Genomic DNA, 16318 nt, shown 5'->3' on the forward strand with positions numbered 1-16318 from the left:
CATGTCCCCGTGAACTCGGGTCGCCCTCCCCTCCCGCCGTACTCCCGCGTCCTCGTCGGAGTGACGGCCGTCCTTGCCCTCGCGCTGTCCGCCTGCGGCGGCTCCGCCATGAGTCCGAAGGAGGCGGCCCGCGCCAACGGTGGTGTCAACGGCACTCTCGGCAGCGGCCCGGGTGATGCCCGTCCGGTCGCGTCGGTCTCCGACGGACCGGTCACCTCGGACGGACCGGTCGTCACGGACGCGTCCGGCAACCCGAGCGCGCCGACCAGCGGCGACCAGGGTGGTCCGAACGGTACGGTCGTGGGCGGTGCAGCGCCGCCGACCGGCAAGGGCGTCAAGGCCGCGTCGTGCGCGGGTTTCAAGAACACCACCGGCATCACCGACTCGACCATCACGATCGGCAACGTCTCGGACATCAGCGGTCCGGTCCCCGGCATCTTCACGCCCGCCCTCCAGGCGACCCAGGCGTACGCCGCGTACTTCAACTCGCGTTCGAAGATCTGCGGTCGCAAGATCGTGGTGAAGTCCTACGACAGCCAGACCAACACGAGCGCCGAGCAGGTCGCCACGCAGAAGTCCTGCGACGAGACGTTCGCCGGCGTCGGAGGGCTCGCTGGTTTCGACGGTGCCGGTGCCGGCGCCGCGATCAAGTGCGGCATCCCGGAGATCCACGCGGTCATGCCGAACGCCGCGCGCGTCGCGTGCCCGAACTGCTTCGCCGCGAACGCTCCGCAGGGCGGCTTCTTCCCGGCGTCGATCCCGGACTACTTCACCAGGACCAACAAGGCCGCCACCCAGAAGGCCGCGATGCTCTACGTGAACGCTGCCGCCTCGGTGCAGGCCGCCAAGGGCCAGGTGCGCTCGGAGGAGAACCGCGGCTGGAAGTTCGCGCTGGTGCGCAGCTTCGACATCGCCGAGTTCAACTACGGCCCCTACGTCCAGCAGCTGAAGAGCTCGGGTGCGCGGATCGTGCAGCTGTTCGGCTCCGCCGACATGGGTGTGCGGTTCGCCCGGGCCTTCGATGCCGCCGGGTACAAGCCGGACGTCTTCCTGCTGAACCCGACGTACTACGACCCGGCCTTCGCCAACGGGGGCAGCGTCGTGGACGGCAGCGTCGTGTACGTCGACTTCACCCCGCTCGAGGAAGCCGGTTCCAGTCCCGAGCTGCGGCTCTACAAGCAGTGGCTCGCCCAGGTCGCACCAGGGGCGACGCCGACGTACTTCGGTTTGTACGCCTGGTCGGCGACCCGGCTCTTCGCGGAGCAGGCCACCGCGCTCGGCGGTCAGCTCACCCGGGCGAACCTGGTCAAGCGCTTCAGGGCCGTGCACGGCTGGACGGCCAACGGGCTGCACGCGCCGCAGGACGTCGGTGGCAAGAAGTCGGCCCGGTGCGTGCGCTTCCTCCAGGTCAAGGGCGGCAGCTGGCGCCCGTACGGCGGCACGAAGTACCACTGCGGCGGACTGTCCAGCATCAAGTGACCGGCCTCGTCGGCGAGGTGTTCTGCCTCACAGGTCCGAGGTACGGCGGCGCCGGCGACGGGGGCCGCCAGCAGACGGCTGGCGCGCGGCCGTCGCCCACCAGGGCAGCCGCACGCCCGCATTTGCGCAGTACAGAGCGCGCTGTCGTCCGCCCGCTCCGGCCGAGGCGGCAACGTGAATTTCGAGACGGGGATCCAGACGGACAATTGAGACTCAGAGTCTAAACGGATGGTCTGTCTGGACCGCCTTCTCCCGTCTCCGGCTTCCGTTACTTGCCGGTCACGTCGGTTAGGCACCATGGTCCGATGACCAGCTCGGGTGCCCTCTCGCAGCGAAAGACCCTCCGCTCGGCGGTGGGTCTGGTCGTCGTGGGCGCCCTCGCCCTGTCTGCCTGCGGTGGTTCGAATCTCGACCCGAGGGACGTCGCCGAGGCCAATGCGAAAGCTCGTGGCACTTCGTACAGCGCCGACCAACCCGGGACTGTCACCACGGACCCCGGATCGGCCGTCGCCCCGGGCCAGACGCCGGGGAGCTCTGGCGACCAGGACGCCCCCGGAGGTCCCGTGGACCCCGGCCAGCCGTCTGCTCCGGCCGCGCCCGTAGCCCCGGTCAAGGTCGTCAACGCGGCGCCGCCGACGGGCAAGGGGGTGAAGGCCGGCTCCTGCGCCGGGTTCAAGAACACGGTCGGCATCAACGCCTCGACGATCACGATCGGCAACGTCGCCGACATCACCGGTCCCGTGCCGGGGTTCTTCACCCCGGCGATGCAGGCGGTGAAGGCGTACGTCGCGTACTTCAACTCGACGTCGAACATCTGCGGTCGCAAGCTGGCGATGAAGTCCTACGACAGCCAGACCAACACCAGTGCCGACGCGGTGGCGACGCAGAAGACCTGTGACGAGACCTTCGCCGCGGTCGGTTCGATGGCGGCCTTCGACTCCGGCGGCGCGGTCAACGCGAGCAAGTGCGGGATCCCCGAGATCCACGCCATCGTGACCAACCCCGAGCGCGCCGCGTGCAGGACCTGCTTCGGTGCCGAGGCGCCCCTCGACGGCCACTTCCAGAAAGATCTCGCGACCTACTTCGTGAAGAAGAACAAGGCCGCGACGCAGAAGGCCGCGATGCTCTACCCGAACGCCGCGGCGGCCGTGAACGGCGCGAAGACCCAGGCGAGGTCGCAGGAGCGCAACGGTTGGAAGTTCGTCTACAAGCAGGGCTTCGACATCGCGGAGTTCAACTACGGCCCCTACGTCCAACGGCTCAAGCAGACCGGTGCGCGGATCGTGGAGATGTACGGCTCCTCGGACATGGCGATCCGGATGGCGCGCGCCTTCCAGTCGGCCAACTACAAGCCGGACCTGTTCCTGCTCAACGCCTCGCAGTACGACCGGAACTTCGCCAGCGGCGGGAGCGCCGTCGACGGAGCGATCGTGTACGTCGACTTCACGCCTCTCGAGGAGGCTGCCAGCACGCCCGAGCTCAAGCTCTACATGCAGTGGCTCCAGCAGGTCGCCCCGGGAGCGCAGCCGACGTACTTCGGTCTCTTCGCCTGGTCGGCGGCCCGCCTCTTCGCCGAGCAGGCGACCGTCCTCGGGGGCAAGCTCACCCGCGCGAACCTCGTCAAGCGTCTCCAGGGCGTGCACAGCTGGACCGCGAACGGGCTGCACGCGCCGCAGGACGTGGGCCGCAAGATCGCCACCGAGTGCGTGCGCTTCCTCCAGCTGCGCGGCGGCGCGTGGAAGCCGTACGGCCCGACCAAGTACCTCTGCTCGGGAAGGACCAGCGGCAAGTGACCTCCCGCCACCACCGAGCCCCGCGGATCCTGCCGGGCGTCGTCCTCGCCACGGCAGCCGTCCTCGCGCTGAGCGCCTGCGGTGGCTCCGCCGTGAGCGCGAAGAAGGCTGTCGGTGCCAACCAGGCCGTCAAGGGCCAGGCCGCCGCGGCGAGCGGTGACAGCACGGGCACGGGGAACGCTGTGGGCGACGTTCCCGTCGGTGACCTCGGCACGGGGGATGTCGCTCCCGGCACGGGCGGCGCGACCCCCACCGCCGGTGGCGGCGGCGGCACGACCACGACGGGCGGCGGTACGACGACGACCGGTGGCGGCAGGGCCGCACCTGCGACCGGGCAGGGCATCAAGGCCGGCTCGTGCGCCGGGTTCAAGAACACCACCGGCATCACCGACTCGACGATCACGATCGGCAACATCGCCGACATCTCGGGACCGGTGCCCGGCATCTTCACCGCGGCTGCGAACGCGACCAAGGCGTACGCCGCCTACTTCAACTCGACCTCGAAGATCTGCGGCCGCAAGCTCGCCGTGAAGTCCTACGACAGCCAGACGAACACCAGCGGGGACAGCGTCGCGACCCAGAAGACCTGCGACGAGACCTTCGCCGCGGTGGGCTCGATGGACGCCTTCGACTCCGGCGGCACCTCGGTCGCCAAGGCCTGCAAGATCCCCGAGATCCACGCGATCATCACCAACGACGCCCGCGCGGACTGCGACAACTGCTTCGCCGCCTCGGCACCCAGCGGCGGGCTGTTCCAGCGGTCCATCCCGGACTACTTCACCCGGCACAACAAGGCTGCCACCCAGAAGGCCGCCATGGTCTACGTGAACGCCGCGGCCTCGGTCGGCGCTGCCAAGGGCCAGGTGAAGGCCGAGGAGCGTGCCGGCTGGAAGTTCGTCTACACCGGATCCTTCGACATCGCCGAGTTCAACTACGGCCCGTACGTGCAGAAGATGAAGTCGGCCGGCGTACAGCTGGTGCAGATGTACGGCTCCTCGGACATGGCGATCCGGATGGCGCAGGCGTTCGAGGCTGCCAACTTCAAGCCCGACCTGTTCATCCTCCCGGCGACGCAGTACGACAAGAACTACGCGGCCGGCGGGAAGGCCGTCGACGGCACCATCCTGTTCGTCGACTTCACCCCGATCGAGGACATGGCGAAGAACCCGGAGCTCGCGCTGTACAACCGGTGGCTCCAGCAGGTCGCGCCCGGCTCCCAGCCGACGTACTTCGGTCTTTACGCCTGGTCCGCGTCGCGCCTCTTCGCCGAGCAGGCGACCCTCCTCGGCGGCAAGCTCACCCGGCCGAACCTGGTGAAGCAGCTCCGCACGATCAAGAACTGGACGTCCAACGGGCTGCACGCCCCGCAGGCCGTCGGATCCAAGCGCGGTACGCCCTGTGCCCGCTTCCTCCAGCTCCGCAACGGCACGTGGAAGAGCTATGGAGGATCGAAGTACTACTGCAACGGACAGGTGAGTTCTCGGTGACCAGCAACATCTCTCGGACGATCGCGGGGCCGCGCACGGCATTGATCGGCTTTCTGACCGTCGCCGTGCTCTCGGTGAGCGCGTGTGGCGGATCCTCGATGGACCCGAAGGACGTCGCAGAGGCCAACGCCAAGGTCCAGGGCTCGATCAACGGCACGGGCGCCGGTACGGGGACCGGCACCGGGATCGGCGTCGACCCCGGCACGGGCACGGGGACCAGCACCGGCTCGGGGACGGGCACCGGTACCGGCACGGCAACTGGTTCGGGCACGGGGACCGGTACGGGAACGAGCACCGGCTCCGGGACGGGTACGGGAACAGGCACCAGTGCTCCGCCGACCGGATCCGGGGTGAAGGCGGCGTCCTGCGCCGGCTTCAAGAACACCACCGGTATCACCGACTCGACCATCACGCTCGGGAACATCGCCGACATCTCCGGCCCGGTGCCAGGCATCCTGTCGGCCGCGCGAGACGCCGCGAAGGCCTACGTCGCGTTCTTCAATTCCAAGTCGACCATCTGCGGTCGCAAGCTGGCGCTGAAGTCCTACGACAGCCAGACCAACACCAGCGGTGACGCGGTCGCGACCCAGAAGACGTGCGACGAGACCTTCGCAGCGGTCGGCTCGATGGAGGCGTTCGACACCGGTGGACTCTCGGCCAGCAAGGCCTGCAAGATCCCCGAGATCCACGCGATCATCACCAACCAGGAGCGCGAGCAGGGTTGCCCCAACTGCTTCGCGACCGAGTCGGGCACCGGCGGCGGAGCGGCGAACATCATCCCGGACTACTTCACCAAGATCAACAAGCCGGCTACCCAGAAGGCGGCGTTCCTGTACGTCAGTGTCGGCGCCTCGGTGGGCGGTGCGAAGAGGCTGCAGGCGGCGACCGAGAGGCGTGGCTGGAAGTACGTGTACACCTCCGGCTTCGACATCGCCGAGTTCAACTACGGCCCGTACGCGCAGAAGCTGAAGGCGGCCGGTGCCCGCACCATCTTCTTCCTCGGGTCCTCCGACATGGCCATCCGGATGCAGAGGGCGTTCAAGGCGCAGGGCTACAAGCCGGACTACTTCCTGATGACGGCGACGTCGTACGACAAGAACTACGCCTCCGCGGGTTCGGACGTCGAGGGCTCGATCGTGTTCGCCGACTTCGTGCCGATCGAGGAGGCGTCGAAGAACGCAGAGCTGCGGCTGTACATGCAGTGGCTCCAGCAGGTCGCGCCGGGCGCGACGCCGACGTACTTCGGGGCGTACGCGTGGTCAGCCGCGCGGCTCTTCGTCCAGGAAGCAACCAAGCTCGGCGGCAAGCTGTCCCGACCTGCGCTGATCAACAGCCTCAAGAAGGTCCGCGGCTGGACCTCCAACGGCCTGCACGCGCCGCACGACGTCGGCTTGAAGAAGGTCGCGACGTGCTGGCGCTTCATCCAGATGAGGGGCGGCGTCTGGAAGCCGTTCGGACCCGCGAAATTCATGTGCGGCGGTCGCAGCTAGGCACGAGTCGTGTGCCTCGGCGCGCGCTGTCCGACGCGCTCAGGCACACAACCCGCTGGTTCTGATCAGCAGGCGCTGTCGATCTTCACGTAGTTCGGAGTCACCTCGACGCCGGGCGTCGTCCGGAACACGCCGTCCTTCTGCTGGCCCGGACCTGACTTGATCGTCGCCACGATGCTGGTCCGCTTGCCCGGGGCCAGGTCGATCGACGCGGTCGCGACGAACAGGCCCTTGTGCTTGGCGCGGTTGACCGAGACCTGCCGGCCGTCGATGTTCAGCGCGGTCACCCTGCCACCCAGCGGGGCGTACCAGGTCAGCACCGTGCTCATGTGCCCCTTCTTCGAGCCGCTGCTGAAGCCGACGACGCCGGGGCCCAGATCGGTGACACGCCGGGGTGCCTCGGACTTCATCGTGGTGGTGACCCGGAAGGTCTGCACCTTGTCCGCGTCGCAGCGCGTGGCCTTCACCGTGGTCTGGCGTCGCATGTAGAAATCGAGCTTCGACGCCGAGGAGTCGTTGAGGTAGAGCCCGACGTTCGGGGTCGCGCCGGTGTCGACGGGGAGCTCACCGGCCAGCTTGCTCCCGGCGAACAGAGCCTGCTCCTCGGGCTTGGTCGCGTTCACGATCACGCGACCCTCCTGGAGGCTCGCCTGGAGCTCCTTGATCAGCTCGCCGGAGTCGGCGGAGCCGGTCGTGAACGCTTCGAAGATCTTCTTGGCGGCTTGGGCGAAGAAGAGGTTCTGGGCGTCGTCGTCCTCGGGGTACTCGGTGTAGACGGCGTTGAGCAGCACGCCGATCACGTTCTCCGAGCTGAGGGCGACGTTCGGACGTACCTGCACCGGGCCTGTCGCGCGCAGGATGCGGGCGAGCGCGACCGGGTCGAGGGAGACCACGCCGTCGAGGTCCTTCTTGTACTTGCTGCGGTACATCGCGCGCAGGATCTGAGCCGTGCGCGGGAAGTCGGGAGTGAAGTTGGCGTCCACCCAGTAGTTGGCGATCAGCTTCCCGTACAACGCCTGCTCGTCGTTGGTCACTGCGACGGCAGGCGGGTCGAAGAAGCCCGTGCTGGAGCCCTCGCCCTGACGCTTGATGATCAACGCGCCGTTGTTCGCGGTGAGCTCGACGAAAGCACCGGGGATTCCACCCGTGGAGCGGAGCTCGGCATTGTTCTGGAACACCAGGAGGTAGCTGCGGGGACCGTCGGCTCCGAGCATCTCCGGGGCACGCTCGAGCGCGTCGGCGCCCTTGCTCACCGCCTCCTGCGCCTCGAAGAGCTTGTCCTGCACCTTGGCGAGCGCGGACCTGACCGGCCCGTGCGCGACGGTGAGGTCGATCGCGCGGAACTTCCGCCGGCCCTCGGTGAACACCCGGTCGGAGTCCTGCAGGATCGGCGTCAGGCGACGGATCACGCTGAGGTCGACGCGACCGTCCTTGACCGACAGTGCGCCGTTGTCACGCTCGGTGGAGAGCTTGGTGAGGCCGGGAACGCCGACGTTGGCGACGTCCTCGATCGCGCTCGCCGCCTCGGCCACGACCTGGAAGTCACCTCCCAGCAACGGGAGCTTCTCGCCGAGCGACCACATCGGGCCCTCGGTGATCTTGCGGGCCTTGGTGATGTCACGGCCGAGCTGAGCGGCGATCTGGTTCTCGCCACCGGGTCCGACGACCTTGAACTGCTCGGTGAGGTCGTTGGCCTGGGTGCGGGCGTCGTTCAAAGCTGCACGGACGCGCAGGACGTCGACGATCATCCAGATGGCCAGGACGAGGACCACGGCCCCGAGAGTTCCGACGGCTGCCAGAACATAACGACGGGCCACGCTGCTGGAGCGTGACCCGTCGTGGTGAGGCTGCGTGTTCTCGAACCCGTTGCCGGGCGTCATCGAGAGCTGATCAGGCGGCGACGCGGCGGCTGCGGATGACAGCACCCGCACCGATCGCGGTCAGCGTGGCGCCACCGATGGCGAGCCACATGTTCGGGCCACCGGTGTTGGCCAGACCGTAGTCACCGCCGGCACCGGTCGAGCCACCGTCGGTCGGACCGGCGACCCCGGTCGGGTTGACCGTCACGTCGACGCTGCGGCTCAGGTTGGCGGCAGCGGTTGCCCGGGTGCCGTCGTCGTAGGTGCAGACCGCGGTGACGGTGCCGGTCTCGACGTCCTCGACCTCGGTGGTCGAGTAGGTGAAGTCGATCGAGGTGCCGGAGCCGTTCTTGGCGCCCTCGGTCGTCGGCCCGTCGAACGTGATCTCCCAGCTGGAGCAGTCCTGGTTCGAGGTGGCCGTGCCGGAGAAGCTCTGACCACCGGGCAGGGAGGTCGGGGTGACCTCGAGCGTGATGGTGGGGGCTTCGTACGCAGCGAAGGCACCCGTGGCACTCCCGAGGACAACGAGGACTGCGGCGCCGACGGCCGCAGAGATGCGCTGAGTGATCATGAAATGTCTCCAGATGTCGTTCGAATGCGGTCAGAAACGTAAGTTCTGAACTACGGGTACAACCTTAACCGCCGCCTGTGGCGCGGGGATCATTTTGTCGGAAGGTGGTCCAGACACCAAGACGGGATTCCCCTGACAAATCCGGACATTCAGATCAATACCTGTCATTAAGGCGCACATTTTCTTGGCGGACTCCGCCGAGGAATGCCGAATCGACGCTGCGGTGTTGCCTCGGTACAGTCCAAGGCTGCAACCCCCGAACCCGAAGGGCCCCATCCGCCGATGAGCCTGCTCAGCAACCTCAAGTCCGCCCTCCTCAAGCGTCTGGTGGCCCGCAGCGGCGGCATCGACTTCACGAAGCTCGACAAGATCCCGGACAGCGTCGCCTGGCCGTTGGTGCGCGACGGCCTGAACCCGACCGAGCGGTTGACCGCGGCGCGCGAGCAGGACCCGGTCCAGAAGCTCACCTCCTTCATGGGGCTCGACCTCTGGCTGATCACCGGGTACGACGAGGCGCGCGAGGTGCTGGGCAACGTCAACCACTCCACCGACATCCGGCCCTACATGGGCAAGAGCGGCGACGTGGAGAAGGGGGACATCGGCGGCCTCGGGTTCACCGACCCGCCGGAGCACACCCGGCAGCGCAAGCTGCTCACCCCGGAGTTCACGATGCGCCGGCTCTCCCGCCTCAAGCCCGGGATCGACAGCATCATCGAGCGCCAGCTGACCGAGACCGAGTCCGGCGCTGCCACGGATCCCGACGGCGTCGTGGACCTCGTCCAGACCTTCGCGTTCCCGGTGCCGTTCCGGGTGATCTGCGACCTGCTGGGCCTGCCCGACGAGCAGCGCGAGAAGTTCCGCAAGCTCGGCAGCGCCCGTTTCGACATGTCCGAGGGCGGGGCCGGCTCGATCGGCGCCATCGGCGGCTCCCGGGAGTTCCTGCTCGCCGAGACCGCGCGCCAGCGCAACGACCCGGGCCCGGGCCTGATCGGCCAGATCATCCGCGACAACGGCGACGCCATCAACGACTTCGATCTGGGCGGCCTCGCCGACGGAGCCTTCAACGGTGGCATGGAGACCTCCGCCTCGATGCTCGCCCTGGGAACGGTGATGCTGCTGCAGGACCGCGCGCTGTGGAAGTCCCTGGCCGAGGATCCCGACAGCGTCGACGACATCGTCGAGGAGCTGCTGCGTCAGCTGGCCGTCGTGCAGATCGCGTTCCCGCGGTTCGCGAAGGAGGACGTCACCGTCGGCGGGCACCTGATCAAGAAGGGATCGGTCATGCTCGCCCACCTGCCGACCGCGAGCCGCGACCCGCGCTCGACCCCGGGTGAGGCGATGTGCCCCATGAAGGAGTCCTCCAACCACGTCGCCTTCGGGCACGGGCTGCACCGCTGCGTCGGCGCCGAGCTGGCGCGGATGGAGCTGCGGGCGGCGTACCCGGCTCTCGCGAAGCGGTTCCCGAACATGGAGCTGGCCGTCGAACCCGGCGACCTGCAGTACCACGCGAAGTCGATCGTCTACGGTCTCGAGGCGCTGCCGGTCCGGCTCAACGTCTGAACCCGTCGGCCCTGGCTCGCAGGGTCCGGCGCCCCTGGGTCCACAGCCACCACGACGCGATCCCGACGGCCACCGACGCCAGCAGCGCCCAGACCCGGTGACCGGCGTCCTCGATCTCGGGGTAGACCTGCCAGTGGGTCACGAAGATGAACATCGACGCCGAGGCGATGACGCCGACGAGACGGTCCAGCGGTCGCGGGACCGGGAGGCGCGGAAGCGCGAGGATCGCGACCACCGTGCCGATCACCAGGTACCCGCGGAGCGGGACGTCGAAGAAGCCCAGGGTGGCTGCCGTGGTGACCAGCGCGGCCACGGCCTTCTTCGGCCAGGTGTCGGCGTACGCGGCGAGGACCCCGAGCAGGACGCACCACGCGGACGCCGCCGGCGAGTACAGCGCCACCGCGCCCGGGTCGTGGTGCGGTGCGATCCGCAGTGCGACCCCGACCGCGACCGCTGCCAGGGCGACCTCGAACGGTCGTCGGCGGTGCAGGTTCCGTACGCCGGGCAGGCAGAGCGCGGCTGCCAGTCCCAGCGCCGTCCAGGTCGCGGTCTCCAGGAACCACAGCTGCCAGTCGGCGTCCCAGCTGCGCTCGCCGAGGAGGAAGTTGAGCATCAGGGCGGTCGGCCAGTCGTAGCTGCCGCGGACCAGGATCACGCCGACGATGACCACCACGGCGGGGAGCAGCATCTCCCGGAGGGCGCGCAGGGTCGAGGTCAGTCGTTCGGCGGCGTCGGTCCGTGCGAGCGCGAACCGGGTGAGGTTGAAGCCGAAGATCGCCAGCAGGACGTGGGCCCCGCCCTGGGTCTTCCAGAGGTCCACGTGCGAGCCGACCACCAGGAGGATCGCCAGCGCGCGCAGCACCATCGGCGTCTCCAGCCAGGCCCAGGCCCGACGCGGACGCGTGGCCGTGACGGAGAGCTCGGCGACGGTCAGCTCGGGCCAGTTCGCCGGAACGGTGCCGAGCAGCCGCTCCAGGCGGGCGAAGGTCTCGACGTACGACAACGAGTCGCCGCGCAGCGAGAGGAAGGAGTCGTCATCGGAGACGTCCCGGCCGAAGACCCCGGCGTACGCCGACGCCACGTCCTCGGGCGCCGCCGACGCCGGGGCTCGCCGGGCCAGAGCGCCGAGGGCAGCCAGGTCCGTCTTGCCGTGGGCCGTCCGCGGGACCTCGTCCAGGACGTGGCCGTGCACAGCGTGAGCAGGCACGCAGTGGGAGCTGGAGATCTCCGCGCGCGCGGTGTCCAGGTCCTCCGGGTCTGTCGCGAAGACGTGCAGCCTGTCGCCCTCGACGACCAGGGACGCCCGGACCCCGCCCGCAGCGAGCTGGTGCTCGGCGTGGTCGAGGTCGAGCCGTACGCCGAACAGCTTGGCCACCCGGTTGCAGCGCCCGACGATCTCGAACAGTCCGTCGTCGTGCTGGACGGCGAGGTCGCCGGTGCGGAGCTCGGTCAGGGTCGCGCCGAGGGCGAGGTCGGCCGCGGTGCGGGCGTACCCGAGCATGACGTTCGGGCCGCTGTAGACGAGCTCGCCGTGGTCGATGCGGAACTCGCCGCCGGCGATGGGGACGCCGATGCAGTCCGGGCGTTGCGCCGCCATCCCGGCCGGCAGGTAGGCCATCCGAGCAGTGGCCTCGGTCTGCCCGTACATCACCACGAGCTCGACGTCGCGCGCGGCAGCACGCAGGGCCAGGTCGCGCACGACCGCGGGCGCGAGCCGGCCGCCCGCCTGGGTCACCTGCCGCAACCCGGCGACCGCCAGCCAGTCCTGGCCGGACCGCTCGAGGAGCTCGAACGTGTACGGCACCCCGGCGAGCGAGGTCGCCCCGGCGCGCTCGAAGGAGTCCAGGAAGTCCGGTTCCACCACGGACTGCTCGGTCAGCCAGAGGCTGCCGCCGGCCTGGAGGTGCGAGTTCACCACCGACAGCCCGTAGCAGTACTGCATCGGCAGGGTCGTCGCCGCGCGCGAGGTCTCGTCGAGACCGAGGTAGTCCGCGATCGCTGCGGCATTGCTGCGCAGGTTCTCGCGCGAGAGCCGTACGAGCTTGGGTGTACCGGTCGAACCCGAGGTGCCGAGGAGCACGGCCAGGTCGGGGTGGAGGTCGTGCGTGGTCGTCGTCCGGATCTCGTCGTCGACCCAGTGGTCGCCGAGCCGGGAGCAGACCAGGTCGGGTCGGTACTCGGCGGCCAGCTGCTCCCACTGGCGGCGCGCAGCAACCGCGCTGAGGTCGGGGACCAGGAGCACGGGGTGGTGGCCCCGGAGCGCGGCGAGGTAGGTCGCCAACGGTTCGACGGCGTTGCCGCACTCGAGCATGATCAGGCGCCGGCTGGTGCCGAGCACCTCCAGGCGGCGCGTCACCATCGCGTCGAGCTCGGCGTGCGAGATCACCCGGTCGTCGGTCACGAGTGCCGTGGCCGTACCGCGGCGGGCGAGGGTGAGCAGTCCGTCCGGCTCGGGCAGGTCGTGCGCGAGGCTCACTGACCGTCCTCCGCGAAGGTGATGGCGCGGCCGTCCACGGTGACCCCGACCCGGTCGCCCGGCCCGGGCGTGCGGGTGGAGGAACCTCGAGCCGTGACCACCGAGCCGTCCTCGAGCCGGACCCGGACGACCACCTGGGCGCCGTAGTAGCTGACGTCCTCGACCGTGGCCGGTACGCCGGTGCCCGGTGCCCCGAGCACCAGCTGCTCGGGCCGCAGCACGAGGCGGACCGGTCCGTCAGCGGCGCCGACCTCGATCGCGCCGAGGACGGTCGTCGCGACTCCGGCGCGGACCTGGCCCACCACCACCGAGGCGCCGCCGACGAATTCGGCCGTCTCGACGTCGACGGGGCTGAGGTACAGGTCTGCCGGTGCTGCCACCTGGACGAACCGGCCGGCCCGCATCACCGCGACCTGGTCGGCCAGCGATAGCGCCTCACCCTGGTCGTGGGTGACCAGCAGTGCGGTCGCGCCCGCGTGCCGCAGCACCCGGGAGACGGCTCGCCCGGCCGAGGCGCGCAGACCGGCGTCGAGACCGGAGAAAGGTTCGTCGAGGAGGACGACTCGAGGCCGGGGAGCCAGGGCGCGTGCGATGGCGACGCGCTGCTGCTGCCCGCCGGAGAGCTGGTGCGGAGCCCGCGTCGACAGCTCGGGTGCGAGCTCGGCCAGCTCCATCAGCTCGCCCAGCCGGGCCGCCGTGCGCTCGCGCCGGGGCAGGCCGAACAGGATGTTGGCCGCGACGTCGAGGTGCGGGAACAGCGCGCCCTCCTGCGGCACGTAGCCGACACCGCGGAGCTCGGGCTTGGTGCTGGTCGTGCCGTCGTCGACGACGCGCTCGCCGATCGAGACGGTCCCGGAGTCGGCGCGCACGAAGCCGGCGACGATCCGCAGCAGCGTCGTCTTGCCGCAGCCCGAGGCGCCGAGGACAGCGGTGATCGATCCGTTCGGGACGTGCAGGTCCACCGACCGCAGGACCTCCTGCGCGCCGTACGCCTTGCTGACGGACGTCACCGTGACGGCACTCATGCTGTCCTCTCTGGTCGGACCTGACGGGACAGCATGACGGTGGCGGGGACCGCGGCGAGCACCAGCAGCACCGCGTACGGCGCCGCCGCGCCGTACCGGACCGAGGACGAGTTCGACCAGAACTCGGTCGCCAGGGTGGTCGTGCCGATCGGGGAGAGCAGCAGCGTCGCGGTGAGCTCGGTGCTGACCGCGAGGAACACCAGGGCCAGGCCGGCGCCGACGCCCGGGGCGACCAGCCGGACGGTCACCCGCAGGAACGTGCGCCAGGCCGACAGCCCGAGGCTGCGGGCGACGTCGTCGAGGAGCGGCGGTGCCTGCTCCAACGAGCTGCGCACGCTGACCAGCGCCCGTGGCAGGAACAGGATCGCGTAGGCCAGCAACAGCACCGGCACGGTCTGGTAGACCGAGGGGGCGTAGCGGATCGAGACCGTTACCAGCGCCAGGGCCACCACGATGCCGGGCAGCGAGTTCGCCGTGTACGCCGCGCGCTCGAGGACGGTGCTGACGACTCCGCGTCGGCGCACGACCAACCAGGCCAGCGGCATCGCCATCGCCATCGTGAGGGCGGCGCCTCCCAGGGCGAGGCCGACGGTGCTGGCCAGCGCGCTGGTCAGCTCGTCGACGGGGAACGCCGTGGAGGACCCGACCCGCAGCCAGTGCGCCAGGGAGTAGAGCGGTACCCCGAGCGCGAGCACGGTCAGCCCGGTGAGCAGGCCCAGCACCGGGACGGTCCGCCAGCCGAGGCGGATGGGTTCAGGGCGCCGGCCGGTGCCCTTGCCCACCCGGTCGACCCGGCGCGACCCTCGTCCGAGGAGCTCGACTGTCAGGAGCAGGATGCACAGCACCACCAGGACGCCGGAGAGCGCCGTACCGGCATCGCTGGCGAAGCTGGACTGGTACTGCCCGTAGATCGCGGTCGTGAAGGTGTCGTAGTTGAGCAGCTGCAGAGCGCCGAACTCGGCAAGGACGTGAAGCCCGACCAGCAGCGCGCCTCCGAGCACGGCGGGCAGCAGCCGGGGGAGCGCTGCGGAGAAGAACGCCGCCGTACGGCCGCGGCCCAGCGACCGGGCGACCTCCTCCGGGGCGGCCTCGAGCGACACCAGCGCCCCGGTCACCGGGAGGTAGACCAACGGGTAGTACGACAGCGAGACGACGAGCACCGTGCCGAGGTAGGACTGGACGTCGTTGGTCAGGGAGACCCAGCCGTAGGAGTTCACGAAGGCCGGTACGGCGAGCGGCGCCGCCAGCAGGCCGTGCCACCAGCCGCGCAGGCGCAGATCGGTGCGGCACACCAGGAACGCGCACCCGAGCCCGAGGAGCACGGTGAGCGCGACCGTTGCGAGCATGAGCAGGAGGGTGTTGCGCAGCAGCTCCCCGACCCGCGGACGCCAGAGCAGCGCGTGCAGGTCGGCCGGGCCCATGGCGAGGACCGCGTAGACGACGTAGCCCAGCGGGATCAGTGCCAGCAAGACGACGACGAGACCGACCAGCGGGAGGGCGGAGGCCCCCCGACGGGCCGGCAGCACGGTCACAGCAGGTCGGCGTCCTGCATCAGCTCGACGACCTTCTTGCTGTCGAGGTCGGAGATGCCGACGCTGGGCGGCTGCAGCTCGCCGAAGGGCTTCACGTCGCGGCCCAGCGGAACCTCCGGGTTCAAGGTGTACTCCAGCGCGTAGGAGTCGGCGATGATCTGCTGGCCCTCCTTGCTGGTGAGGTAGTCGACGAACTTCTTCGCGTCGGCGCCGTGCTTGCCGTTCTCGAGGACACCCGCGCCCGAGGTGGACACGAACGCGCCGGGGTCGGCGTTGCCGAAGAAGTGCAGCGCGCTGTCGTTGCTGTTGTCGCCGGCCTCCTCCTGGTCGCGGTACCAGTAGTAGTGGTAGATGATCCCGGTCGCGACCTCACCGGCGTTGACCGACTGGAGGACGACGTTGTTGCCCTTGTAGGTGGTGCCGTTGGCCTTGATGCCCTCGAGCCACGCCTTGGTCGCGGCCTCGCCCTTGAGGGCGAGCACGCCGGCGACGATCGCCTGGAAGTCGGCGCCGGTCGGGGAGAAGGAGACCTTGCCCTTCCACTTCGGGTCGGCGAGGTCGAGCAGCGAGGTCGGGAGGTCGGCCTCCTTGACCATCGCCTTGTTGTAGACCAGGACGGTCGAACGGCCGGCGAACCCGGTCCAGTGACCGTCGGCCGGTCGGTACTGCGCGGGGATCCTGTCGAGGGTGGTCGCGTCCAGCGGCTCGAAGAGGTCCTTGCTGTCGACCAGCGCCATCGCCGGGGAGTTCTCGGTGAGGAAGACGTCGGCCGGGGAAGCCTTGCCCTCGGCGACGAGCTGGTTCGCGAGCTCGAGGTCGGACCCGTTGCGGAGCTTGACCTCGATACCGGTCTTCTTGGTGAAGGCCTTCGCCACCGCGTCGATCAGCTCCTCGTGCTGGGCGTTGTAGACGACCACGGCGTTCTTGTCGTCGTCGCCACCACCGCATGCGGCCAGTGCAGGAAGGGCGAGAGCTGCGGCCGCCACGGCGACGAGGGCGCGCAGGGCACGGGGGCGTGAAACCACGGGTGGGTCCTCCGAAGATTA

At 69.5% G+C, this 16318-nt stretch carries 11 protein-coding genes; 5 read left to right on the forward strand and 6 right to left on the reverse strand.

What is annotated here, in order from left to right; all coding sequences use genetic code 11:
• The first annotated feature begins 9 nt into the window (after nucleotides 1-9).
• From ABIE44_RS13150 to ABIE44_RS13165, 4 genes are all read left to right on the forward strand, one after another.
• The gene (locus tag ABIE44_RS13150) at nucleotides 10-1479 is read left to right on the forward strand and encodes an ABC transporter substrate-binding protein (protein WP_209716950.1); all 1470 of its coding nucleotides are present in this window, start codon (nucleotides 10-12) and stop codon (nucleotides 1477-1479) included.
• Between the two features lie 563 nt (nucleotides 1480-2042).
• Nucleotides 2043-3272 (forward strand): ABC transporter substrate-binding protein, encoded by a 1230-nt coding sequence (locus ABIE44_RS13155; protein WP_209716947.1) that lies wholly within the window; start codon nucleotides 2043-2045, stop codon nucleotides 3270-3272.
• Nucleotides 3269-4759, forward strand: coding sequence for an ABC transporter substrate-binding protein (locus ABIE44_RS13160; RefSeq protein WP_209716944.1), 1491 nt, complete (start codon nucleotides 3269-3271; stop codon nucleotides 4757-4759). The genes ABIE44_RS13155 and ABIE44_RS13160 overlap by 4 nt, the downstream gene beginning before the upstream one ends.
• On the forward strand, nucleotides 4756-6249 hold the full coding sequence (locus ABIE44_RS13165; protein WP_209716941.1) for an ABC transporter substrate-binding protein: 1494 nt from the start codon (nucleotides 4756-4758) through the stop codon (nucleotides 6247-6249). Before ABIE44_RS13160 ends, ABIE44_RS13165 begins: the two co-directional genes overlap by 4 nt.
• Nucleotides 6250-6314: 65 nt before the next feature.
• Here the strand turns inward: ABIE44_RS13165 and ABIE44_RS13170 are convergent, their stop codons facing one another.
• Together ABIE44_RS13170 and ABIE44_RS13175 are read right to left on the reverse strand one after the other, a co-directional pair.
• Nucleotides 6315-8066, reverse strand: a complete 1752-nt coding sequence (locus ABIE44_RS13170; RefSeq protein ID WP_354438067.1) for a DUF4012 domain-containing protein — start codon at nucleotides 8064-8066, stop codon at nucleotides 6315-6317.
• Nucleotides 8067-8139: 73 nt separating this feature from the next.
• Complete coding sequence (locus ABIE44_RS13175) at nucleotides 8140-8679, reverse strand: hypothetical protein (RefSeq protein ID WP_209716935.1); 540 nt, start codon at nucleotides 8677-8679, stop codon at nucleotides 8140-8142.
• A 282-nt stretch (nucleotides 8680-8961) separates the two neighbouring features.
• Between ABIE44_RS13175 and ABIE44_RS13180 the strand changes: the two genes are divergently transcribed.
• Nucleotides 8962-10239 carry a cytochrome P450 gene (locus tag ABIE44_RS13180; RefSeq protein WP_209716932.1) on the forward strand — a complete coding sequence of 426 codons (1278 nt, stop codon included), beginning with the start codon at nucleotides 8962-8964 and terminating at the stop codon, nucleotides 10237-10239.
• On the opposite strand, the gene ABIE44_RS13185 is transcribed toward ABIE44_RS13180, so the two are convergent.
• The 4 genes from ABIE44_RS13185 to ABIE44_RS13200 are packed head-to-tail and all read right to left on the reverse strand — an operon-like array spanning nucleotide 10229 to nucleotide 16297.
• Nucleotides 10229-12715 (reverse strand): AMP-binding protein, encoded by a 2487-nt coding sequence (locus tag ABIE44_RS13185; RefSeq protein ID WP_209716929.1) that lies wholly within the window; start codon nucleotides 12713-12715, stop codon nucleotides 10229-10231. The two genes, ABIE44_RS13180 and ABIE44_RS13185, sit on opposite strands and share 11 nt — an antisense overlap.
• A complete protein-coding gene (locus tag ABIE44_RS13190; protein WP_209716926.1) occupies nucleotides 12712-13740 on the reverse strand; it encodes an ABC transporter ATP-binding protein in 1029 nt (342 codons plus the stop codon). The genes ABIE44_RS13185 and ABIE44_RS13190 overlap by 4 nt, the downstream gene beginning before the upstream one ends.
• Nucleotides 13737-15272: an ABC transporter permease gene (locus ABIE44_RS13195; protein ID WP_354438068.1), complete on the reverse strand. Its 1536-nt coding sequence runs from the start codon at nucleotides 15270-15272 to the stop codon at nucleotides 13737-13739. Before ABIE44_RS13195 ends, ABIE44_RS13190 begins: the two co-directional genes overlap by 4 nt.
• Nucleotides 15269-16297: an iron ABC transporter substrate-binding protein gene (locus tag ABIE44_RS13200; protein ID WP_354438069.1), complete on the reverse strand. Its 1029-nt coding sequence runs from the start codon at nucleotides 16295-16297 to the stop codon at nucleotides 15269-15271. Before ABIE44_RS13200 ends, ABIE44_RS13195 begins: the two co-directional genes overlap by 4 nt.
• Nucleotides 16298-16318: the final 21 nt, after the last annotated feature.

It is taken from the genome of Marmoricola sp. OAE513 (genome assembly GCF_040546585.1).
In the GTDB taxonomy this organism is placed as follows: Bacteria; Actinomycetota; Actinomycetes; order Propionibacteriales; family Nocardioidaceae; genus Marmoricola.